At 66.4% G+C, this 22,878-nt stretch carries 21 protein-coding genes; 11 read left to right on the top strand and 10 right to left on the bottom strand.

The window, feature by feature from the left end; genetic code table 11:
- The first annotated feature begins 56 nt into the window (after positions 1-56).
- Together B9N97_RS20100 and B9N97_RS20105 are read left to right on the top strand one after the other, a co-directional pair.
- Entirely contained in the window at positions 57-740 is a 684-nt protein-coding gene (locus B9N97_RS20100) for a calcium-binding protein (protein ID WP_085089521.1), read from the top strand.
- A gap of 124 nt (positions 741-864) precedes the next feature.
- Positions 865-1,362, top strand: coding sequence for a PRC-barrel domain-containing protein (locus B9N97_RS20105; RefSeq protein ID WP_085089522.1), 498 nt, complete (start codon positions 865-867; stop codon positions 1,360-1,362).
- An 87-nt stretch (positions 1,363-1,449) separates the two neighbouring features.
- Here the strand turns inward: B9N97_RS20105 and B9N97_RS20110 are convergent, their stop codons facing one another.
- Entirely contained in the window at positions 1,450-2,961 is a 1,512-nt protein-coding gene (locus B9N97_RS20110; protein WP_085089523.1) for a TRAP transporter large permease, read from the bottom strand.
- A gap of 18 nt (positions 2,962-2,979) precedes the next feature.
- Complete coding sequence (locus B9N97_RS20115; RefSeq protein WP_244560802.1) at positions 2,980-3,480, bottom strand: TRAP transporter small permease subunit; 501 nt, start codon at positions 3,478-3,480, stop codon at positions 2,980-2,982.
- 507 nt (positions 3,481-3,987) lie between these two features.
- Between B9N97_RS20115 and B9N97_RS20120 the strand changes: the two genes are divergently transcribed.
- Complete coding sequence (locus B9N97_RS20120) at positions 3,988-5,679, top strand: methyl-accepting chemotaxis protein (RefSeq protein WP_085089525.1); 1,692 nt, start codon at positions 3,988-3,990, stop codon at positions 5,677-5,679.
- 73 nt (positions 5,680-5,752) lie between these two features.
- Here B9N97_RS20120 and B9N97_RS20125 read toward each other — a convergent pair whose 3' ends face one another.
- The 4 genes from B9N97_RS20125 to B9N97_RS20140 form a co-directional block, all read right to left on the bottom strand.
- Positions 5,753-6,499: an arginyltransferase gene (locus B9N97_RS20125; protein ID WP_085090674.1), complete on the bottom strand. Its 747-nt coding sequence runs from the start codon at positions 6,497-6,499 to the stop codon at positions 5,753-5,755.
- A 70-nt stretch (positions 6,500-6,569) separates the two neighbouring features.
- Positions 6,570-7,547 carry an alpha-E domain-containing protein gene (locus B9N97_RS20130; protein WP_085089526.1) on the bottom strand — a complete coding sequence of 326 codons (978 nt, stop codon included), beginning with the start codon at positions 7,545-7,547 and terminating at the stop codon, positions 6,570-6,572.
- Complete coding sequence (locus tag B9N97_RS20135) at positions 7,544-8,926, bottom strand: circularly permuted type 2 ATP-grasp protein (protein WP_244560803.1); 1,383 nt, start codon at positions 8,924-8,926, stop codon at positions 7,544-7,546. The genes B9N97_RS20130 and B9N97_RS20135 overlap by 4 nt, the downstream gene beginning before the upstream one ends.
- Positions 8,927-9,214: 288 nt before the next feature.
- On the bottom strand, positions 9,215-10,348 hold the full coding sequence (locus B9N97_RS20140; protein WP_085089528.1) for a flagellar motor protein MotB: 1,134 nt from the start codon (positions 10,346-10,348) through the stop codon (positions 9,215-9,217).
- Between the two features lie 322 nt (positions 10,349-10,670).
- On the opposite strand from B9N97_RS20140, the gene B9N97_RS20145 reads away from it, so the two are divergent.
- A complete protein-coding gene (locus B9N97_RS20145) occupies positions 10,671-11,162 on the top strand; it encodes a flavin reductase family protein (protein ID WP_085089529.1) in 492 nt (163 codons plus the stop codon).
- A 23-nt stretch (positions 11,163-11,185) separates the two neighbouring features.
- Here B9N97_RS20145 and B9N97_RS20150 read toward each other — a convergent pair whose 3' ends face one another.
- From B9N97_RS20150 to B9N97_RS20160, 3 genes are all read right to left on the bottom strand, one after another.
- The gene (locus tag B9N97_RS20150; protein WP_085089530.1) at positions 11,186-11,470 is read right to left on the bottom strand and encodes a DUF1488 family protein; all 285 of its coding nucleotides are present in this window, start codon (positions 11,468-11,470) and stop codon (positions 11,186-11,188) included.
- 21 nt (positions 11,471-11,491) lie between these two features.
- Complete coding sequence (locus tag B9N97_RS20155; RefSeq protein WP_085089531.1) at positions 11,492-12,148, bottom strand: DUF6134 family protein; 657 nt, start codon at positions 12,146-12,148, stop codon at positions 11,492-11,494.
- Between the two features lie 62 nt (positions 12,149-12,210).
- Positions 12,211-12,513 (bottom strand): SCP2 sterol-binding domain-containing protein, encoded by a 303-nt coding sequence (locus tag B9N97_RS20160; RefSeq protein WP_085089532.1) that lies wholly within the window; start codon positions 12,511-12,513, stop codon positions 12,211-12,213.
- A 156-nt stretch (positions 12,514-12,669) separates the two neighbouring features.
- On the opposite strand from B9N97_RS20160, the gene B9N97_RS20165 reads away from it, so the two are divergent.
- The 6 genes from B9N97_RS20165 (at position 12,670) to B9N97_RS20190 (ending at position 18,512) form a co-directional block, all read left to right on the top strand.
- Positions 12,670-14,403 (top strand): long-chain-fatty-acid--CoA ligase, encoded by a 1,734-nt coding sequence (locus B9N97_RS20165; RefSeq protein WP_085089533.1) that lies wholly within the window; start codon positions 12,670-12,672, stop codon positions 14,401-14,403.
- A gap of 114 nt (positions 14,404-14,517) precedes the next feature.
- Complete coding sequence (locus tag B9N97_RS20170) at positions 14,518-14,910, top strand: MerR family transcriptional regulator (RefSeq protein WP_085089534.1); 393 nt, start codon at positions 14,518-14,520, stop codon at positions 14,908-14,910.
- 113 nt (positions 14,911-15,023) lie between these two features.
- Complete coding sequence (locus tag B9N97_RS20175; RefSeq protein WP_085089535.1) at positions 15,024-15,554, top strand: thioesterase family protein; 531 nt, start codon at positions 15,024-15,026, stop codon at positions 15,552-15,554.
- Between the two features lie 39 nt (positions 15,555-15,593).
- On the top strand, positions 15,594-16,343 hold the full coding sequence (locus tag B9N97_RS20180; protein WP_085089536.1) for an electron transfer flavoprotein subunit beta/FixA family protein: 750 nt from the start codon (positions 15,594-15,596) through the stop codon (positions 16,341-16,343).
- 226 nt (positions 16,344-16,569) lie between these two features.
- The gene (locus tag B9N97_RS20185) at positions 16,570-17,496 is read left to right on the top strand and encodes an electron transfer flavoprotein subunit alpha/FixB family protein (protein ID WP_085089537.1); all 927 of its coding nucleotides are present in this window, start codon (positions 16,570-16,572) and stop codon (positions 17,494-17,496) included.
- A gap of 110 nt (positions 17,497-17,606) precedes the next feature.
- Positions 17,607-18,512, top strand: a complete 906-nt coding sequence (locus tag B9N97_RS20190; protein WP_085089538.1) for a VOC family protein — start codon at positions 17,607-17,609, stop codon at positions 18,510-18,512.
- Between the two features lie 18 nt (positions 18,513-18,530).
- Here B9N97_RS20190 and B9N97_RS20195 read toward each other — a convergent pair whose 3' ends face one another.
- On the bottom strand, positions 18,531-21,020 hold the full coding sequence (locus B9N97_RS20195) for an ATP-binding protein (RefSeq protein ID WP_244560804.1): 2,490 nt from the start codon (positions 21,018-21,020) through the stop codon (positions 18,531-18,533).
- Positions 21,021-21,278: 258 nt separating this feature from the next.
- Between B9N97_RS20195 and murJ the strand changes: the two genes are divergently transcribed.
- Positions 21,279-22,865, top strand: a complete 1,587-nt coding sequence (gene murJ / locus B9N97_RS20200) for a murein biosynthesis integral membrane protein MurJ (protein ID WP_085089540.1) — start codon at positions 21,279-21,281, stop codon at positions 22,863-22,865.
- Positions 22,866-22,878 lie beyond the last annotated feature (13 nt).

Raw genomic sequence — 22,878 nt, forward strand, 5'->3', positions numbered from 1 at the left:
GGTTAACATCTGGTTAATCGTTAACAGCACGTTAACGGCACTGATGGAGAGACGCCATGCGCCAGTTCTGGGGGACTTCGAACAACGACGCCATGACCGGCACCGCCTATGACGACCGGCTTGACGGTCTGGATGGCGACGACCGCGTCAACGGCGCCGGCGGTAACGACCTGCTGTATGGCGAACGCGGCAATGACTCGCTGATCGGCGGGCTGGGCAACGACCAGTTCCATGGCGGCGACGGCAACGATTGGCTCGGCGATCCCTATGGCGGCAACGAGGCTGGCAACGATTCGATGTGGGGCGATGCCGGCAACGACCAGCTGTTCGGCGGCGAGGGCAATGACTGGCTGAACGGCGGCACTGGCGACGACATCGTCAAGGGGATGCGCGGCGACGACACCATGATCGGCGGCGCCGGCAACGACACGCTGTATGACAGCTACCGCGACGGCGGCGCCGACCTTTTCCAGCCGGGCACCGGCAACGACCTGATGGTCAGCTACACCGACGGGCAGGTCGACCGCTTCCTGATGGAGCAGGCGCCCGGCGGCTTTGGACAGGACACCATCAACTACTTCGAAAAGGGTGTCGACCAGATCGAATTCCATGGCTACGCCGCGTGGGAGATGGGCATGACCAGCAGCGGCTCGACCTCGGTCTTCACCTTCACCGATGGCTCGTCGCTGACGGTGGACCAGATCGGGCTCAGCGCCGGCCACGATTTCATCTTCACCTGACCTGTCCGGATGGAGGTCTTTCGTGGGCGATGGGGTCACCCCGTCGGCGCGAGGGACCTCCGGCCACGCTCGTGCTGTTTTAGGGGCGGACATTTCCGTGCCGTCAGCAAGAGGGCCAAGACCGATGGATCACCGCCGCCTTTCCCTGCGCATGCCACTCCCCAGCCTGTCGGCTCTGGCTATCCTGCCGGTTCTGGCCTTGCCGGTTCTGGCATTGGGCGCCTGCGCCAGTTCCGACATGGGCGGCGTCCCATCGGCGGAGGTGGCGACCAAACCGCCAGTGGAACTGGTCGGTTTGACCGTGCAGACGCCCGACGGCCGCCGCATCCTCGGCAATGTCAGCGATCTCGTGATCGCGCCGAGCAACCGGGTCGAACAGGCGATCGTCACCGTCGGTGCCCCGCGCTACCCCAACGAGCACAAGGTGATGGTTTCCAGCGACAATCTGCGCTACGCCCGCAACCGTCAGGCCGTGATCCTGACCGGCATGACGGCGGAGGATTTCGCCGCCCTGCCGCCCATCGCCGGAAGCGACCGCATGGTTTCGCTCGGCAGCAGTGGGGGGCTCCCCATCACCGGAACGGCGCCGACCAACTGGGCCGGTGCCACCAAGTCGCGCTGACCCTTTCCCGTTAAAATTCGCATCAACAAGAAAGGGGCCGGATGAACCGGCCCCATTTGCTTGGTCCAGGCTTGGCGACGATTGCCGTCACTTGCCCTGCAGTTGCTTCATGATGTCGTCGTTCGGGTTCGACTCCGGCTGCGCCGGCGCACCGAAGGGCGGAGCGACTTCCTGGTTGTCGAAGGCCGGAATTTCGATCTTCACGTCGTCCAGGTTGATCTTCGGTCCCTTGTCGCGGCCGGCATCGACCAGCTGCGGGAAGGAGATGACGATGATCACCATGATGATCTGGATAACGACGAACGGAACCGCACCCCAATAGATCTGACCGGTGGTGATCTTCGCGATCTTCTGTCCGGTTATCTTGTCGATGTAGTCGGTCTTCGGCGCCACCGACCGCAGGAAGAACAGCGCGAAGCCGAAGGGCGGGTGCATGAAGCTGGTCTGCATGTTGACGCCCAGCAGCACGCCGAACCAGATCAGGTCAATGCCCAGCTTGTCCGCCACCGGCCCCAGCAGCGGGACGATGATGAAGGCCAGCTCGAAGAAATCGAGGAAGAAGGCCAGGACGAAGACCAGGATGTTGCAGACGATCAGGAAGCCCACCTGTCCGCCCGGCAGCCCGGTCAGCAGATGTTCGACCCACAGGTCGCCGTTCACCGCACGGAACACCAGACCGAACACGGTCGAGCCGATCAGGATGAACACCACGAAGGACGACAACTTGGCAGTGGAGTCCATCGCCTGACGCATCAGGCTCCAGCTCAGCTGCCGCTTGGCGAGCGCCAGCAGGATGGCGCCGGCCGCGCCCATCGCACCACCCTCCGTCGGGGTGGCGATGCCGATGAAGATGGTGCCCAGAACCAGGAAGATCAGCACCAGCGGCGGCACCAGCGAGGTGATGACGCGGAGCAGCAGCTTCCAGCCGCGCAGCGTGCGGGCCTCCGGCGGCAATGCCGGCACCGCCGACGGGCGGATGATGCTGGTCAGGATGATATAGCCGGTGTAGAGGCCGGTCAGCACGAGGCCGGGGATCAACGCACCGGCATACATGTCGCCGACCGAGCGGCCGAGCTGGTCGGCCAGGACGATCAGCACCAGCGACGGCGGGATGATCTGCGCCAGCGTGCCCGATGCGGCGATGACGCCGGTGGCGATGCGGCGGTCATAGCCGTAGCGCAGCATGATCGGCAGCGATATCAGGCCCATGGAGATGACCGAGGCGGCGACCACGCCGGTCGTCGCCGCCAGGAGCGCGCCGACGAAGATCACCGCATAGGCCAGACCGCCGCGGATCGGTCCGAACAGCTGCCCGATGGTATCGAGCAGATCCTCGGCCATGCCGGACCGTTCCAGGATCAGGCCCATGAAGGTGAAGAAGGGAATGGCCAGGAGCGTGTCGTTGCGCATGATGCCGAACACGCGTTCCGGCAGCGCCTGCATCAGCGCCGGGGTCAGCAGCCCCAGCTCGATGCCGATCAGACCGAACACCAGACCGTTCGCGGCCAGCGCGAAGGCCACCGGGAAACCCATCAACAGGAAGAACACCAGCGCGCCGAACATCAGCGGCGCCATGTTGGCGGTTACGAACTCGACCATCAGGGGCGCTCCCGGTCCTTAGGAATGGCTGTGCATCTTCTCGCCCGGCTCATTGCGATGGCCGGTGAGAAATGCGATGCGCTTGATCAGTTCCGAGACACCCTGCGCGGTGAGCAGGAAGAAACCGACCGGGACCAGAAGCTTCACGGGCCAGCGGATCAGGCCGCCGGCGTCGCTCGACATTTCGTTGGTGACGAAGCTGTCCATGAACATCGGCCAGGACAGCACCATGATGAGGAGCGTCATCGGGAACATGAAGAAGATGATTCCCAAAACGTCGACCCAGGCCTGTACCCGCTTGGAAAAGCGGCCCAGCACGATGTCGATGCGGATGTGTTCGTTGCGCAGGAAGGTGTAGCCGGCGCACAGCAGGAACACAGCCGAGAACAGATACCATTGCAGTTCCAGCCACGCGTTGGAGCTGGTGTTCAGCCCATAGCGAACCACCGCGTTGACGGAGCTGACCGCAACCGCGACCAGCACGAGCCAGTAGGCGAGCTTGCCGATGCCTTCGTTCATGGCATCGATCAGCCCGCTTAGTCTGAGCAGACCTCTCAAAGGAGAAACCTCCCTGTTGCGGGGGCGCGGCTTTGGCCGTCCCCTTTTGCTTTTGTTGCAGCCGCGCACGCGCGACAGGTAGCAACCCTCTCTCGGTTCGAGGGTATACCAAAAGATAGGATTGGACGGGACTATCCTTTTCCCGTCCCCCAGCGGCAAGGGCTACGTTGGAGCTACGTAGAATCCCGTAGACGCGTGCTGCGGAATGCTTTGCAATTCGCACCATCTGCGTCAACTCGCCACGCCACAAGTCGGGTGCCATAGGTTGCGCATCGAGCGACAAACCGATCGTCACCGGCCAAGCCCCTGCCTTTCCTGTAATTTCACAATCAGGCGCGCGATGGCACGTTCCTTGCCCTTGCGGTCAGTGGCCGTATCAAAGACGTCTAATGAGACGCGACGATAGGCAGTCGGCCAGATTGAAGGCCTTAACCAATCAGCACCGATGCCTTTTGCAGGAGACGGGGAATGGCGTGGCTATCGAACATGACGGTTCGGATGAAGTCGATCGCTTCCTTTACAGCGGTCGTAATCATGTTCATCGCATTTGGAGGCTTCTCCATCCTGCAGATGTCGTCGATGAACGATAAGTCTCTCGACATCAGAAACAATTGGCTTCCGTCCGTGGGCGCAGTCGCCCATCTTTACACGCTCTTCGATTATTATCGCATCATCGAGGGCGCGCACATCATCTCGACTTCAGATGAAGAAATGCGCGTCGAAGAACAAACCATGGTGGAAATCCTCAAATCCTTCGAAGAGGCCGATAAGGCTTACGCCGCCATGCTGACGCCTGGATACGAGACCGATACCTACCAGGCTTTCAAATCAGCATGGAACAGCTATCAAAAGACCAGCAAAACTGTCCTTCTTCCTCTCTCTCGCAAGAATCAGACTGAAGAGGCCGCGACCATTTTTCGTGGCCAAGCGAGAGAGCAGTATAGGACGGCGAAAGGCCTTCTACAAAAGCTGATTGACTTCAATACGCGCGAGGGCGCCAAGGCCGCCGACAAAGGACAGGACCTGTATGAAAACAGCAAACTTCTTATCACTGCTTTCTCCGGATTGGTTGCCGTGCTGTGCATCGGCATCGCCGTTTCGATGCTGTCCACTGTCGTCAAGCCGATCCAGAACCTGACCATGACCATGGGGCGTCTGGCGAACCGGGAACTTTCGGTTGCCGTCGATGGAACCGAGCGGAAGGACGAGTTGGGGGCCATGGCCCGTGCGGTCCAGGTCTTCAAGGACGGTCTGATCGAGGCCGACCGCCTCGCCGCGGCCGAGGCCGTCGAACAGCAGACCAAGGCACGGCGCACCGCGGCGGTCGAGCGACTGCTGGCCTCCTTCGAGACCTCGTCGAGCGCAGCCCTGCGCACCGTGGCGTCGGCCGCATCGGAACTGGACGCCACCGCGCACGCCATGTCGGCGATGGCGCAGCAGACCAGCAGTCAGGCCACCGTCGTGGCGTCCGCCGCCGAACAGACCAGCGCCAACGTCCAGACGGTCGCCACAGCGACGGAGGAGATGGCCAGTTCCATCCGCGAGATCGGCAGCCAGATCGCCCGCTCCGCCGACATCGCCGGCAAGGCGGTGGCGGAGGCGGCGCAGACCAGCGACGCGGTGCGCAGCCTCGCCGACGCCGCCCAGCGGATCGGGGCGGTGGTCGAACTCATCAACTCCATCGCCAGCCAGACCAACCTGCTGGCTCTGAACGCCACCATCGAAGCGGCACGGGCGGGAGAGGCCGGCAAGGGCTTCGCGGTGGTCGCCAGCGAGGTCAAGAGCCTCGCCGGACAGACCGCCAAGGCCACGGACGAAATCGCCAGCCAGATCGGTGCCATCCAACAGACGACCCAGAGTGTGGTGTCCGCGATCACCGGCATCGGCGGCACCATCGGCACCATCAACGACATCACCACCGGCATCGCCGCCGCGATCGAGGAGCAGAGCGCGGCGACCAACGAGATTTCCCGCAACGTCCAGCAGGCCGCCGCCGGCACGCAGGAGGTGACGGGCAGCATCGTCCAGGTCACTCAAGCCGCAGGCGAGGCCGGAAATGCCGCCGGTCAGGTGCTGGGCGCCGCCGGCGAACTGTCCAAGCAGGCGGAGTTGATGCGACGGGATGTCGAGAAGTTCCTGAGCGACATCAAGGCCGCCTAAGCGGACACGTCACCCGGATCCCGCCTGAACGCCGAACAAAGCATCGCCGGCCGCACAGACGCCGGCGGTGCTTCTATTCGGCGTCCCGTTCGGCGATTCTGGCGGGGCGCCAGCCGTCCTCGCCCAGGCATTCCAGCGGATGGAACTTCGCCTTGTAGGCCATCTTGCGGCTGTGGGCTATCCAGTAACCGAGATAGACATAGGGCATGCCGGCCAGCCGCGCCCGTTCGATCAGACCCAGGATCATGAAGGTTCCCAGGCTGCGGCGATCCTGCGCGGCGTCGTAGAAGCTGTAGACCGCCGAATAGCCGTCTGACAGCCGGTCGGTCAGCATGCAGCCGACCAACTGGCCGCGCTCGTCGCGCGCCTCCAGCAGGTTGGTGTCCGCCCTGCCCTCGTCCACCATGGCGGCGAAATCGCCCATCGCCATGCGGGCCATGTCCGAATCGCCGTGGCGGGAGTTCTGGTAGAGCGCGAACAGCCGGTACTGCTCCGACGTGGCGTAGGCCGGGCGTTCCGCCAGCGTCACCCCTTCGTTCAGCTTCAGCACCCGCCGCTGCGACCGGGTCGGCACGAACTCCGCCACCGGCACGCGCACCGGAACGCAGGCCTGGCAGTTGGGGCAGACCGGCCGATAGACGATGTCGTGGCTGCGGCGGAAGCCGGCGCGCGACAGGGTCGAGTTCACCTCGGTCGCGAAGGGACCGATCAGGCGGGTGAACAGCTTGCGTTCCACACGTCCGGGCAGATAGGGGCAGGGCATCGGCCCCGACCGGAAGAATTGCTGCAATGGACGCTGCGGCGGCTGGATGACCGACATTCTGACCGACAACCACCACGACAGTGAAGAGGAGGCGGAGGAGCGCGATCCCCCTCCGCCGGACCCGAGCTTACTGCGACTGGCTCTGAACTGCCAGAGGAGGCTGTACGCCGAAGAAGGCTTGCGCGATCTCCGTGGTCACAACGCTCAGCTGCAGCTGTATCCAATCGAGATACTCGTGCAGGCCGTCACGCAGCACGGCATCGATCGGCCGGGACAGCAGCGCGGCCAGCAGCTCGTCCACCCGCTCCATCGCCGCCGACCCGCCGCGCAGGTCGTAGCGTGAGCGAATCCGGGTCAGCACCCCGTCGATCTGCCGCACGCACATCACGACGGAACGCGGGAACCCCTCGTTGAACAGCATGAAGCCGGCGACCGTGGTCGGCGACATGCCGCGGGGATAGACGCGGCGGAAGGCGTGATAGCCGGCGGTGCAGCGCAGCACCGTCGTCCATTGGCTGACGTCGAGCGTGGACCCGACATCGAGCGGCGACGGCAGAAGCGTGTGGTACTTGATGTCGAGCAGGCGCGTGGTCTGGTCCGCCCGCTCGATATACTTGCCCATCTGGTAGAAGTACCAGCCCTGGTCGCGGTAGAAGGTGCCCTCGGTGATGCCGGTGTGGGTCTGGCATTCCTCCTTGATCCAGGTGCAGACCTTGGACAGGTTCTGCGCCGCCACGTCCTTTACCGACATCTCCAGCAGCTTGTTGTGGAACACGTTGATCTGCGTCCACATCTCCGTCGAGATCCAGGGGCGCAGCGTCCGCGCGTTCTCCCGCGCCATCCGCAGCATCGACAGCAGCGAATTCCGGTTCTGCGGGTCGAACATGTAGTAGTGGATCACCGCTTCCGCCGTCGGGCGGTCATGGCGGCTGAAGAAGTCCTTCTCGTCGGCATTCAGTTGGACGATGGAGAACCAGTTGGTGGCCCCGCGGGTGTCGCGCGCGAAGGTTTCGTGCACGTCCAGGATGCGGGCCAGATTCTCGGCCCGTTCCATGTAGCGGGCCATCCAGAAAATGCACTCGGCGTAACGGGACAGCAGGTTCATGCCGCACCACCTTCCAGAACCCAGGTGTCCTTGGAGCCGCCGCCCTGGGACGAGTTGACGATCAGCGTGCCCTTCTTCAGCGCCACGCGCGACAGGCCGCCGGGCAGGACCCAGGTGCTCTTGCCGGTGATGGCGAAGGGGCGCAGATCGACGTGGCGCGGCTCGATGGCGTCGTCGCAGACGGTCGGGCAGACCGACAGGTCGACGACCGGCTGGCTGATGTAGTTGGACGGATCGGCCAGCAGCTTGGCCCGGCAATCCTCCAGCTCGGCCTTGCTGGCGCGCGGGCCGATGGTGATGCCGTAGCCGCCGGCCTCGCCCACCGGCTTCACCACCAGATCGGCCAGATTGTCGAGCGTGTATTGCAGGGCGTCGGCCTCGCGGCAGATGCGGGTGTCGACGTTGGGGATGATCGGGTCCTGGTCCAGGTAGTATTTGATCATCCGCGGCACATAGCAGTAGACCGCCTTGTCGTCGGCCACGCCGGTGCCGATGGCATTCGCCAGCGCGACATTGCCCTTGCGGTAGGCCTCCAGGATGCCGGGCACGCCCAGCAGACTGTCCGGGTTGAAGGCCTTGGGATCGAGGAAGGCGTCGTCCAGCCGGCGGTAGATCGAATGGACCGGAGCCAGACCGTTGGTCGTCTTCATGAAGACGCGGTCGTTGTCCACCACCAGATCGCGCCCCTCCACCAGCGGCACGCCCATCTCGCGCGCCAGGAAGATGTGCTCGAAATAGGCCGAGTTGTAGGTGCCCGGCGACAGCAGGACCACCTGCGGATCGTCGACCGGCGCAATCTCCACCATGGCGTCGAGCAGCTTGTGGCCGTAATTGTCCACCGGGCGGATGCCGATGTCCTGCATCAGGTCGGGGAAGACCCGCTGCATCATGTGGCGGTTCTCCACGACATAGGAGACGCCGGACGGAACGCGGCCGTTGTCCTCCAGCACGCGGAAGGTGCCATGGCGGTCGCGCACCAGATCGGTGCCCATGATGTGGATGTAGGTGTTGAAGGGAACGTCCAGCCCGATCATCTGCGGACGGAAATTGTGGTTCCCCTCGACCAGATCCCGCGGGATCACCCCGTCCTTCAGGATCTTCTGGTCGTGATAGATGTCGTGCAGGAACAGGTTCAGCGCGGCGACTCGCTGCGTGACGCCCGCCTCCAGATGCTTCCATTCCGGTGCGGAGATCACCCGCGGGATGATGTCGAACGGCAGGATGCGGTCGACGGCGTCCTTGTCGGAATAGACGATGAAGGTGATGCCGAGATTGTAAAGCTCCCGCTCCGCATCCTGCGCGCGGCGGCGCAGTTCATCGAAGTCGAGCGCGGCCAGCCTCTGGCGGATCAGCGCCGTATGTTCGGCCGGCAAATCCATGGCTCCGAACAATTCGTCGAAGTACAGGCCAGGATTGTAGGATGACAAAAGGTCGGACGGTTTGCCCTCGGGTACGCTCACAGACTCCCCCGCGCTTGTATCTGACCGATCATCGCGGGCCGGGCGGCATCGCCCCGGCCATGTCGCATTGTGCAGGAAGTATGACGCAACGCCGCGCGCTTTGAACAGGGCAATCGCGCGTGCCGTTGTGCGACGCAATGACAAAGCAAGAATTCAGACGCGGACGATCCCGGAAATTAGCGCCAAAGTACCGGCGCCGCCGATGACTTATCGTGCTTTGGTGGGAGCACCGCCGCCGCCGGACTGGCCGCCGGCCGCCGGAGCCGCCTGGGTTTCGCGCAGCAGGACCATGGTGATGCGGCGGTTGCGCGGGCTGTTGGGTTGATCGGCGACCAGCGGATCGGTGTCCGCCTTGCCGACGACGGTCTGGATTCGCGACGGGTCGATGCCGCCGGCCAGCAGGGCGCGGCGGGTGGCGTTGGCACGTTCGCTCGACAGATCCCAGTTGTCGCGGCCGGACCCGGCGGGGAACGGCGTGGAGTCGGTATGGCCGCTGATCGACAGCTTGTTGGGCAGTTTCGACAGCGCCTTCGCCACCTGCTGCACCAACTGGCGGGTCTGCGGATACATCTGGCCGGAGCCGCCGGGGAACATCGACACGCGGTCCTGGTCGACGATCTGGATGCGCAAGCCCTCCGGCGTCTGATCGATCATCAGGTTCTGGGCCAGTGGCTCCAGTTCCGGCACCGACTGGATCGCCTGGCGGATCTCGGTCGCCGCCTGCTGGAACTGGCGGGCTTCCTTGGCCGCGCCCTGCAGGCTGTCCATCGCCTCCTTCACCCGCTCGCCGAAGTCGGACAGCTTCTCGCCGGGCTTCTGGCCGGGGATGCCGAGCTGCTTGGCCATCTCCTCCATCCGCTTCTGGAACTCGGCCCGGGTCTCGCTCGGCTTCTGGTCGGCGACGTCAGCATCCGCTGCTGCGGCGCCGGGCTTTCCGGGACCGGTGCCCTGGCCGGGACCTGACGTGGACTCGGTCGGGTCGTCGGCATCGTCGGTCTGCTGCGCCGAATAGCCGGGCGGGCCCGACACCGGAACGTCGGCCGACATCGGTGAACTGGGGGAGACCTGCGCGCCCGGCACGGTGATGGTCTTGCCGCCCAGCATGCCGCCGGAGCCGGACTGTTCACGGCTGACCGACACGGGCGAGAAATAGTCGGCGATGCCCTTGCGCTGGTCCGAGGTGGTGACGTTCAGCAGCCACAGCAGCAGGAAGAAGGCCATCATCGCGGTCACGAAGTCGGCATAGGCCACCTTCCACGCGCCACCATGGTGGCCGCCGTGCCCGCCCTTCTTCTTCTTGATGATGATTGGCCGCTCGTCGCCGCCGGAATTCCCGCTCATGCCCTGGCCGTGGCGAATGGTTTAAGGCCCGAAGGCCGTTTTCCGCGCGTGGCGCCGCGGTGGACGCGGCGGCAGTCCGCCGCGGCAAAACCCTGACCGGGTTTGATTAAGATCCGTTTAACGACGTTGCCTCCAGGGGAGGTGCAGCGGAGACGGGGCTGGGGATGCAACGGAGATCCGGCTTGCGCCGGATGGCGTGCTGGATTAATTCGCGGTATTTCCTACTTTGAGTGTCATCTTCTACCAATGCGGGGGCTTTGCACGGGTCCCCTGCCCACTTCTCCGCTCGCCCCTTCCACTTCGGCCCACACCACAGGACGTCATGACCACCGAACAGCCGATCGATCCCCTTGCGTTCCGTTCCGCCCTCGGCTGCTTCGCCACCGGGATCGCCGTCATCACCACCATCGCGCCCGACGGGCTGCCGCTGGGGGTGACGGTGAACTCCTTTTCGTCCGTGTCGCTCGATCCGCCGCTGGTGCAGTTCTGCCTGGGCCGTGCCGCGATGTCGTTCGAGGCCTTCAACGTCGCGCCGCATTTCGCCGTGAACATCCTGGCCGCCGACCAGGAGGAGCTGTCGAACCGCTTCTCCCGCCGCGACCTGCAGGAGCGCTGGGCCGGGCTGGAAACCACCACCGGCCGCGGCGGCGTGCGCCTGCTGACCGGCTGCCTCGCCACGCTGGAATGCGACCGCGAGCATCTGCTGGACGGCGGCGATCACGTCATCGTGCTGGGCCGCGTCCGCAATCTGGCCTCACGCGAGGACGGCGAGCCGCTGCTGTATTTCCGCGGCCGCTACGCCCATCTGGATTGATCGACGGGCGCTGAGTCTTCGGTTCAGCCGGCCGCGCGGTGAAGGTCGCGGCCGGTCAGGTGAACGTTGGCATCGGGATCGAGCGCGCGGGCCATGATGCGCTGTTCGGTCGCCCGTTCGAACAGGGTGCGGTTCATGCAGACCTGCTGAACCGCCTCGTCCGGCTTCGGCGTATGGCCGACGATGCCCTGCAGGGTACGGCGGGTGACGAAGACCCGGCCCTGATATTCCCCGACCTGCACCGCGAACTCCACGGCGTCGGCCTCTTCGTTCCAGAAGGGGTCGTCGGGGAACAGGAAGATGGGCATCGGGTCCTCAATGGGCAAAATTCACTTCAGGACATAGGTGATATCATAGCCGCTGCGTTTGAAGCGCGTCTTCAGCAGCGTGCCGTCCGCCGCATACCACAGGTCGCGTTCCACATCGCCCTCGATGCGGTGATGAGCGGCCTCCGTCGCCCTGCCGCCGGCCTCCACCGTCTCCGCCCCGATCTTGCGCGAAGCCACCTTGTAGGGGGCGGCGTCGATCACCGACAGAAGCTCGCGGTGCTTCAGCACATCCGGCGTCCACAGCGTCAGCGGCAGGACGCTCGCCGGAACCTGCTGGGCCTTGCCGTCTACCGTCAGGCGATAGCCGCCGGCATCGCGCGCCATGTCGATCTTGTGCGGGGTGCCGTCGTCGTCGGTGGTGGCGGTCATCGAGTCCAGAACGCCGCCCTTCCACATCTCCTCCCGCTTGTGGTCGTAGCGGAAGTTGATGAACAGCACCTTCACCCGCGTGGTGGCGGTGACGGTGACCTTGGTGCGGTCGCCCTGCGGTTCGATCTTCACCTGTTCGGTGCCGATGGGATCCTCGCCCATCAGGACCTGGTAGGTCAGCGTGCGCGCAGTCGCCTGCGCGAAAGCCGCACCCGGCAGTCCGGTCAGCAGCGTGGCCGCCATCAGGGCAGCGGACAGGGTGGCGCATTTGGTGCGCGTCATCGTCATGTTCGTTTCCTCCCGGTTGGGTGTGGTTGCCAGCTCTTCAGGCGGCTCTTCCGGCCGCTTCGTCAGTCGTCCAGCAGCTGCGCCAGCTTCATCGCAACGCCCATCGAACCTTCGACCTTCAGCTTGCCCATGGTGAAGGCCAGCATCGGGTTCAGCTTGCCGTTGATGAGCTTTTGCAGGTTTTCCGGCGAGATGCGGATGGTGCAGTCGGATTCGGCGTCGTCGCGGCTGATGCTGATCGGGCTGGCGCGGCCATCGACCCGAATCACCTCCCCCTCCTTGCCCAGCAGGAAGCGGACCGATGCGTTGAGTGAGCGCAGATCACCGCTGCGGCTGCGCAGTTCCTGCAGAATGTCGTCGACCATGAAAGCGTGCCCTCAGGATTGTTCGTAGGACTGGTCTTGACAGTAGGCGCGCATTACGTTTACGTCAACGTCATAACGAAAGCGTTTCAGACGCCCGCGCCACTGATTGCGGCAGCCAGGTGATCCGGAACGCGCCACCGCCAAGGGGAGCGAAACATGCCCGAGCCGCTTGCGCAGAGCGCCAACCCGTCCACCGCTGCCGCAGAGAACGCCGCCCATCCCTGGCTGGCGCACTATCCCAAGGGGATTGCCTGGGACCAGACCTTCACGCCGATGCCGCTGCACATGCTGTTCGAGGAGGCGGCCGGGCGCTATGGCGACCGTCCCTGCCTGGACTTCATGGGCCGCCGCTACACCTACGCCGAGGTTCTGACCCTGGTGAACCGCGCCGCCCGCGGATTTCAGGACATGGGCGTCGGGCCGGGGGTGCGGGTGGGGCTGTGCCTGCCCAACTGCCCGACCTACGTCATCTCCTATTTCGCGGTGCTGAAGGCCGGCGGGACCGTGGTGAACTACAACCCGCTCTATGTCGAGCGGGAGTTGGAGCACCAGATCACCGACTCGCAGACCGAGATCATGGTGACGCTGGACCTGAAGCAGATCTATCCGCGCGTCGCGGCGATGTTGGCGCGCACGCCGATGAAGCGGATCGTCGTCTGCCGCATGCCGACCATCCTGCCGGCGGTGAAGGGCGCGCTGTTCCGCGTGCTGAAGCGCAGCGAGATCGCCGCCGTGCCGCGCGACGACCGCCATGTCGATTTCGACAGCCTGCTGACCAATGACGGCACGCTACGCCCGGTGCGGATCGACGGGCTGCGCGACGTCGCCGTGCTGCAATACACCGGCGGCACCACGGGTGTGCCCAAGGGCGCCATGCTGACCCATCACAACCTGCTGTCCAACGCGCGGCAGGTGCAGGCCTGGTTCCCCAACGTGGCGCTGGGCCAGGAGCGCATGCTGGCGGTCCTGCCCTTCTTCCATGTCTTCGCCATGACCGTGGTGCTGAACATGGGGCTGGCCTGCGGGGCCGAGCTGATCATGCTGCCGCGCTTCGAGACCGAACAGGTGCTGAAGACCATCGCCAGGCGCAAGCCGACCCTCGTCCCCGGCGTGCCCACCATGTACAAGGCGCTGCTGGGCCACCCGCAGGTCGCCCGCTATCCGATGACCTCCATCCGCTACTGCATTTCCGGCGGGGCGCCGCTGCCGATGGAACTGAAGCGCCAGTTCGAGACGGCGACCGGCTGCGTGCTGATCGAAGGCTACGGTCTGTCGGAAGCCTCCCCCGTCTGCGCCGCCAACCCGCTGAAGGGCGTCAACAAGGAGGGCTCCATCGGCCTGCCGCTGCCCGGCATCGCCATCGAGATCCGCGACCTGGAGGACCCGGCCCGCAAGCTCGGCATCGGCGAGAAGGGTCAGGTGGCGATCGCCGGACCCAACGTCATGGCCGGCTATTGGGGCCGGGCGGAGGAAAGCGACCGCACCGTGGTCGACGGCTTCCTGCTGACCGGCGATGTCGGGACGATGGACGGGGACGGCTACGTCTTCCTGCTCGATCGGCTGAAGGATCTCATCATCTGCAGCGGCTACAACGTCTATCCGCGCATGATCGAGGAAGCGATCTACCAGCATCCCGACGTGGTCGCCGCCTGCGTTATCGGCCTGCCCGACGATTACCGCGGCCAGACTCCGAAGGCCTTCGTGCAGTTGAAGCCGGGCGCAAGCCTGACGGTGGAGACTCTGCGCGACTTCCTGCGTGACAAGATCTCCCGCATCGAGATGCCGACGGCCATCGAGTTCCGCGAGGAGCTGCCGAAGACCGCCGTCGGCAAACTGTCGAAGAAGGAACTGATCGCCGAGGCGCAGCAGGCTCTATCGAATGGAGGATGACCCGAAGTCATCCTTCTGACCCGGACGTAAAGGGAAGCCTTATCACGCGACGGCAGCTGTGCTACCAAACGGAAGGCGCACAATGCCGAACGCAAACAAAAGGTCTTCCCAGGGATGGAACAGCTCTACACGGTCAACCAGCTTGCGGAAGAGCTGGGCATCACGCCGCGGGCCCTGCGCTTCTACGAGGTCAAGGGGCTGCTGGCGCCGAATCGCGTCGGCAACAACCGGGTCTATACCAAGCGCGACCGCGCCCGGCTGAAGCTGATCCTGCGGGGCAAGCGCCTGGGCTTCTCGCTGGCGGAAATCCGCGAATATCTCGACCTCTACAACGTCAACGGTGGGGTCGAGCAGCAGAAGAACCTGTTGAAGCGGGTGCAGAAGCGGCTGAAGGACCTCGCCCAGCAGCGCGAGGATCTGGAAGCCACCGTGCAGGAGCTGCGCGACATCGAAGAGCAGGTCAACAACACCCTGGCGGAGCTGAAGACCGCCGCGAAGGACAGCTGACCGGTCGGGCACCTTTTATGCGCCGATCGGCCCTGTAGAAGGGGAGATCGGAGCATGATGGGACAGCGACATCAGCGGGCTGCCGATATGGCCATACGGCCGGGAGATCGGGCATGAACCTGATCTTCCGCCTGCTGGCGGTCGCCGCCGCCGCCATCTTCGCGGCACTGCGCGGTCGCCGCGCCGGGCTGCTGGAGCCGTCGGCGCTGCGTTTCCGGGTCTGGCCGACCGACCTGGACATCAACCTGCACATGACCAACGCGCGCTATTTCAGCGTGATGGATCTGGGTCGCACCGACCTGATGATCCGCGTCGGCCTGGGTCCGGCGATCCTGCGCAACCGCTGGCAGCCGGTGCTGGGCGGGGCGACGATCCGCTACCGCCGCTCGCTGCGGCCGTTCCAGCGCTTCACCCTGGTCAGCCGTGTGCTGTGCTGGGACGACAAATACATCTTCATCGAACACCGCATGGAAACGCGGGGCGGGCTGGCGGCGCTGGCCGTCGTCCAGGGCGCTTTCGTCGGAAGCCGGGGCGTGGTCGCGCCGGCCGAGGTCCTGGCGGCGCTCGGCACTACCGCCGCCTCCCTGCCTTTTCCCGATGCGGTCGCAGCCTTGCGCGGGCAAACCCTGTCCGCCGCCGCCTGAACAGTTACAAGAACACCATCCGAGAGGAGACACGCCGTCATGAAGGTGCTGGTGCCCGTGAAGCGGGTCGTCGACTACAACGTGAAGGTCCGCGTCAAGGCGGACGGCAGCGGCGTCGAGACCGCCAACGTGAAGATGAGCATGAACCCCTTCGACGAGATCGCCGTCGAAGAGGCGGTGCGCTTGAAGGAAGCCGGCACGGCGACCGAGATCGTCGTGGCCTCCATCGGCCCGTCCCAGGCCCAGGAGACGCTGCGCACGGCGCTGGCGATGGGGGCGGACCGCGCCATCCTGGTGCAGACCGACGTCGAGACCCAGCCGCTGGCCGTCGCCAAGGTTTTGAAGGCGCTGGTCGAAAAGGAAGCACCGGGGATGGTGATCCTCGGCAAGCAGGCGATCGACGACGACTGCAACCAGACCGGCCAGATGCTGGCGGCTCTGCTGGGCTGGGGCCAGGGCACCTTCGCCTCGAAGGTCGTCGCCGGCGACGGCAAGGTCGCGGTGACGCGCGAGATCGACGGCGGGTTGGAGACCGTCGAGCTGAAGCTGCCGGCGGTGGTGACGGCCGACCTGCGCCTCAACGAGCCGCGCTATGCCAGCCTGCCGAACATCATGAAGGCGAAGAAGAAGCCGCTGGAGACCGTCACGCCGGACGCGCTGGGTGTCGATGTCACGCCGCGTCTGAAGACGGTGAAGGTGGCCGAGCCGGCCAAGCGTCAGGCCGGCATCAAGGTGCCGGACGTCGCCACGCTGGTCGACAAGCTGAAGAACGAGGCGCGGGTGATCTGAGCGCCTGTCCGGTGCCCCCACCCTAACCCTCCCCCGCTTCGCAGGGGAGGGAACTGCCGCCGCTCTCCCGCATCAGCACTTTCCCCCTCCCCCGCCCAGCTCTCGCACAAAGCTCCGCTTTGTGCTGACGCGGCAGGCGGACCATAGGTCCGCTGAGAGCGGGGGAGGGTCGGGGTGGGGGCAAGTCTCCGCACTCCCCGCACTCCGCCCGATAGAGGAATTCGCCATGCCCATCCTGATCCTCGCCGACCACGACAACGCCGGCCTCAAGCCCGCCACCGCCCATGCGGTGACCGCCGCCGCCAAGCTCGGCGGCGACATCCACCTCCTGGTCGCCGGCCGCAACGCCGCGCCGGCGGCGGAGCAGGCCGCCAAGCTGGCCGGCGTCGCCAAGGTGCTGCTCGCCGACGATGGCGCCTACGAGCATGCCCTGGCCGAGCCCGTGGCGGCATTGCTGGTTTCGCTCGCCTCCGGCTACAGCCATGTGCTGGCGGCCGCCACCTCGGTGGGCAAGAATGTGCTGCCGCGCGTCGCGGCGCTGCTCGACGTGGCGATGATCTCCGACATCACCGGCGTGGTCTCCGCCGACACCTTCGAGCGGCCGATCTACGCCGGCAACGCCATCGCCACCGTGCAGTCGGCCGATGCGGTGAGAATCGTCACCGTCCGCACCACCGCCTTCGAGGCGGCGGCAGCCACCAACAGCGCCCCGGTCGAGAGCGTCGCCGCCGTGGCCGATCCCGCGCTGTCCAGCTTCGTCTCGGCCGAGCTGTCGAAGTCGGAGCGTCCGGAGCTGACCTCCGCCCGCATCGTGATTTCCGGCGGGCGCGGCATGCAGTCGGGCGACAACTTCCACCTGCTGGAGGCCATCGCCGACAAGCTGGGCGCCGCGGTGGGCGCCAGCCGGGCGGCGGTCGATGCCGGTTTCGTGCCTAACGATTATCAGGTCGGGCAGACCGGCAAGATCGTGGCGCCGGATCTCTATGTCGCCGTCGGCATCTCGGGTGCGATCCAGCATCTGGCCGGTATGAAGGACAGCAAGGTGATCGTCGCCATCAACAAGGACGAGGAGGCGCCGATCTTCCAGGTCGCCGACTACGGCCTCGTCGCCGACCTGTTCAAGGCGCTGCCGGAGCTGCAGCAGGCGCTGTGACGATCAGGCCGGGCCTCTCCGGGTGGGGAGGTCCGGCCGCTTCGCGCTTGCCGCGGCGGGCCGGCTGTTCTATCGCTGGCGGCACAGCAACCCGACAGCGGCAGGACGCCATGAGCATCGACGGCATCACCGGACTGGACCATCTGGTCATCGCCACCCGCGACCTGGACGCGGCGCGCGACGCCTATAGCCGGCTGGGCTTCACCGTGACGCCGCGCGGCCACCACACCCAGCTGAAGTCGGCCAACCACACCATCCTATTCCCGACCGGCACCTATCTGGAGTTGCTGGGCATCGAGGAACAGCGGCCGGCCAACGCGCATTACGCCGCCTTCCTGCGCCAGCGCGAGGGCATCGCCGCCATTGCGCTGAAGACGCCGGACGCCCGCGCCGCCGTTGGGCCGCTGACCGCCGCCGGCTTTCCGGTGTCGGAACCCGTCGATTTCGGCCGCCCGGTAGAGCTGCCCGGCGGCGCCCGCGACGCCAACTTCACCATCACCCAGATCGACCCGGCCGCCACCCCGGCCGGCCGCGTCTTCCTGTGCCAGCACCACACGCCCGATCTGGTCTGGCGCCCCGACCAGATGGAGCACGCCAACGGTGCCACCGGCCTGGAAGCGCTGGTGATCGCCGCCGCCGATCCCGATGCGGTCGCCGCGACCTATGCCAAGCTGCTGGGCGGCACCGTCACCGACCGCGGTTCCGCCCGCGTGGTGGAACCGGCACACAAAAGTGGCGAGGGGCGCGGCGACGGTCAGGTCCCGGTGCTGGTCGCCACGCCGGAACGGCTGAATTGGGCCTGGACGGCCGACCCGGCCTTCGCCACTGCCGCCCTGCCCTTCTTCGCCGGCTTCGTGCTGCGCGTCGCCGATCCGGTCAAAACCCAGCAGGCCTTGCAGAAGAGCAAGTTCCCGACGGTCGTCGGCGAAGGCGTGCTGCGGGTCGGGTCGGCCAGCGCCTGCGGCGCCATGATCGCCTTCGCGCAGGATTTCGACCTGAACAGCCTGATCCCCTGACCAACCGCGGATACCCGGTCAGGCGACCGTCTGGCGTTCGCGCAGAAGCGGCTCCAGCGCCTCGGCCACCGCGCGGCGCAGGTCGGCGGCGATCACCGGCTTGTGCATGACGCGAAAATTGCCGGCCTCCGCCTCCTGCGCACGGGCGGGGGCGGTGTCGCCGGTGACCAGAATACCGGGCAGGATGCGGCCAAGCGCCAGCCGAACCTCCCGGATCGCCTCGGTCCCGGTGCGGCCGTCGCGTAGCCGGTAATCGGCGACGATCAGGTCGGGAGCCGGCCCGCGATGGGCAAGGTCGAGCGCCTCGCTGCAGGATTCGGCCGCCAGGACGATATAGCCCCACTCCTCCAGCATGGCGCGCAGCCCTTCGCGCACGATTCCGTCATCCTCGATAACCAGAACGGTGGTGGCGAAGGCCGGGAGGGGTGCCAGCGGAGCGGGCACGGTCTTGGCCGCCGGCGCGTCGGCGATCGGCACCTCCACGGTGAAGACCGATCCCTCGCCGGGGGTGGACCGCACCCTGACCTGATGGTCGAGCATCGCCGACAGCCGCCGCACCACCGCCAGACCGAGCCCGAGGCCGCGGTCGCGGTTGCGGCTGGGATTGCCGACCTGCACGAACTCCTGGAAGATGTCCTCCTGCTGGTCGGCAGGGATGCCGATGCCGGTGTCCCACACCTCGATCCGCAGCATATCGCCCCGGCGGCGGCAGCCGATCAGGATGCGCCCCTTGTCGGTGTACCGCAGCGCGTTCTCCACCAGATTCTGCAGGATGCGGCCCAACAGCATAGGATCGCTGCGGACATGGACGCTGCTCGGCACGATGTGCAGGATCAGCCCCTTCTGGACGGCGACGGAGCGGCTGTTGGCGGCCACGCGCTCCATCACCTCCTGCAGCGGAAACACCGTTACCTCCGGCACGACCGCCCCGGCCTCCAGCCGCGAGACGTCGAGCAGCCCGTCCAGCAGCATCTTCAGGGCGCCCAGCGCCCGGTCCATGGTGCCCAGGACATTGCGGGTCATGCCGTCGCTGACACGGGTGGACAGCACCTCCATCAGCAGCATCAGCGACTGCACCGGCTGGCGCAGGTCATGGCTGGCCGCCGCCAGGAATTTCGACTTCGCGACGTTCGCAACGTCTGCTTCCCGCCGGGCTTCGGTCAGCGCCGCCTGAGCCCGCTTGTGCTCGGAGATGTCGCGGACGGTGGCGATCAGGCTGACCAGACGATTGTCGTGATCGCGCACCGGCGACGCGCTCAACTCCAGGCAGCGCGGCCCCTGCGGGTCCGCCCCGTCCTCGACAAGGCCGGGGCGGGTCAGCTCCACCCGCGCATCCCGGCCCACCACGATGGCGTCGCGCAGCGGCTGCAGGGCCGCGCGGTCGTTCGTCGCCCGTTCAAGCGCGGTCAGGGCGCCGCTGCCCATCAGGGCGGAGACCGGCGCGCCCAGCAGCTGTTCCAGCGCCGGATTGACATAGACGATGGGCATGCCCGGCTGGGTGGCGTCGGCGATCATGATGCCGTCGTTGCTCCAGGCCAGCGCCCGGTTGCGCACCCGCAGCGCCCGGTCGGTGTGGCGGCGCCATTGCAGTTCGACGATGAAGGCGATGAAGAACAGCAGGATCACCACGGTGGTGGCGACCGCCCAGCCGATGTAGAGGCGGGCGTTGTCGCGCCAGGGACCGAACACCGTCTCCACCGATTCGCCGACGACCGCGATCACCGGATAGTCGGGCGACGACCGGAAGGCGGTGATCCGCTCCACCCCGTCGATCGGGCTGATCATGCGCATATGGCCGACCGGGCGCTGCCTAATCGCCTGCCAAAGCTCGCTGTTGGCCGGATCGCGGCTCGAAGCAGCGTTCATTCCGGCATTGCGCGCAATGATGATTCCGTCGGAACGCAGCAGCGCCGCCGCACCGTCGGGCGGCATGCCCAGCACGCGGTAATAGCGGACGAAGGATTCGACCGGAAGGTCGGCGACGGCGATGCCGGCAAAGGTGCCGTCGGCGTTTTCCAGCCGGCGCGACACCGGGATGATCAGGTCATGCGTCTCCGACGAGGCATAGGGGATGCCGATCACCAGCCCGCGCGGTGCGCTGTCGCGGGCGACGCGGAATTCGTCGCGGTCGGTGATGGCCCCCTGGAAGGTGGCCCTGCCCCCGCCCATGGTCAGCAGCCCCGCGGCGTCATAGACGCGGACGCCCACCACCAGCCCCTCTTCGAAGGCGCGGCGGGAATCCAGGCGCATGGCGCGGTTGCGCTCGGTGTTGGCGATCAGGTCCAGCAGCAGGTCGTCGACCCGGCGGAAGGTGGAAACCGCATGCTCCTCAACCAGGCGGGCGACGACGGCGGTCTTCTCATGGGCCGTCAGGTCGAGCAGCCGCTCTTCCCGATGCAGACGGTCGAGCAGAATCCACCACAGGGCGGCGATGGCCAGCGCAACCGCCAGAGCAGGCAGGACCAGACGCCCGCCGAAACCGGAAAAAAGCCAGAGCGCCCGCTTCACGTATACCCCGAACGCAGTGGATCGTCCGCCGGCCGCGTCCATCGGCGGAAATGCGGACGGCAGCGGCAGGCGGACGCCAGCATGCCGTAACGCCGATGCCGACGCAACGCCATTACCGGCAAGGTGGCAGCGCCGGACAGTTGCTCCACCCACGTAGACCACCGCCAAGGGCGCCGCACCTACTGCGCCGGAGGCGCCGCACCCACTGCGCCGAAAAGCCGGCTTTGCCACGCTTCCCCGGCCGGCTATACCGCCGCGATGAATTTCGCACGCGCCATCGCCACCGTCGGCGGCCTGACCCTGCTGAGCCGGCTGGCCGGCTTCGCACGCGACATCCTGACAGCGGCGGTGCTCGGCGCCGGCCCGGTCGCCGACGCATTCTTCGTCGCGCTGAAACTGCCCAACCTGTTCCGCCGCCTGTTCGCGGAAGGCGCTTTCGGCGTCGCCTTCGTTCCGCTCTTCGCCGCCGAGTTGCAGACCCGCGGGCGGGCCGCCGCTATCCGCTTCGCGGAGGAGGCGTTGGCGATGCTGCTGGCGATGCTGCTGCCCTTCACGCTGGCCGCCATCGTCGCCATGCCCTGGCTGATGCACGGTCTCGCTCCCGGCTTTGCCGACGAACCGGCCAAGTTCGCCCTGGCGGTGGACATGGCGCGGCTGACCTTTCCCTATCTGGCGCTGATCTCGCTGGTGGCGCTGTTGGGCGGCGTGCTGAACGCGCTCGACCGCTTCGGCCCCTTCGCCGCCGCCCCCATCGCCTTTAACCTGACGCTGGTCGCCGCCCTGCTGGTTGCCCCGCGGCTGGGGCTGGAGCCCGGCACCACCATGGCGGCGGCGGTGACCCTGTCGGGCGCGGTGCAGGTCGGGTGGATGGCCTGGGCCTGCGGCAAGGCGGGCATCGCCCTGCGGCTGCGTCCGCCGCGCATGACGGAGGGAATGCGGCGGCTGTTCCGGCTGATCGGGCCGGGCGCAATCGGGGCCGGCGTCATGCAGATCAACCTATTCCTGAACATCGTGCTTGCCTCGCTGCTGCCGTCGGGCGCGGTGTCCTTCCTCTATTATGCCGACCGGCTGAACCAGATGCCGCTGGGCGTGATCGGCATCGCCATCGGCACCGCCCTTCTGCCGGTTCTGGCCCGTCATGTCGCCGCCGGGGACGAGCGGATGGTCCGCCATTACCTGAGCCGCGCGCTGGAGTTCAGCCTGCTGCTCGGCCTGCCGGCGGCGGTCGCGCTGGGCGTGGCGGGGGCGCCCATCGTCTCCGTCCTGTTCCAGCGCGGCGCCTTCGGTCCGGAGGAGGCGCAGGCCACGGCGATGGCGCTCGCCGCCTATGCCGTCGGCATCCCGGCCTATGTCATCGTGAAATCGCTGAACGCCGCCTTCTTTGCCCGCCACGACACGGTGACTCCGGTGCGGGTCGCCGTGATCGTAACGGTGGCCACCGCCCTGCTGGCGCTGCTGCTGATGCCCTGGCTGGGCCATGTCGGCATCGCGCTCGCGACCGGTTTGACGGCTTGGCTGGATGTCGGGCTGCTGGTGGCGGCGATGCGCCGGCGCGGCCTGTTCGACCTGGATGACCGGCTGAAGCGCCGCGCGCCGCGCATCGCGGTGGCGGCGGCGGGCATGGGGGCGGCGCTGCTGGTCGGCGACCATGTGCTGGCGCCCTGGCTGGCGGCTGCTTCCACAGCGGTGCGGTTCGCCGCGCTCGGACTGCTGGTGGCCGGTGGAGCGGTGGCCTTCGGACTGCTGGCGGTACTGCTGGGCGGGGCCAAGCTCGGGGACTTGAAGGGGATGCTGTCGAAATCCCCCTCGCCGCAAGGGGCAGAGGAGACGGCAAGTCATGGCTAGCCCCACTTGACGG

It is taken from the genome of Azospirillum oryzae (genome assembly GCF_900177515.1).
GTDB classification, from domain to species: domain Bacteria; phylum Pseudomonadota; class Alphaproteobacteria; order Azospirillales; family Azospirillaceae; genus Azospirillum; species Azospirillum oryzae_A.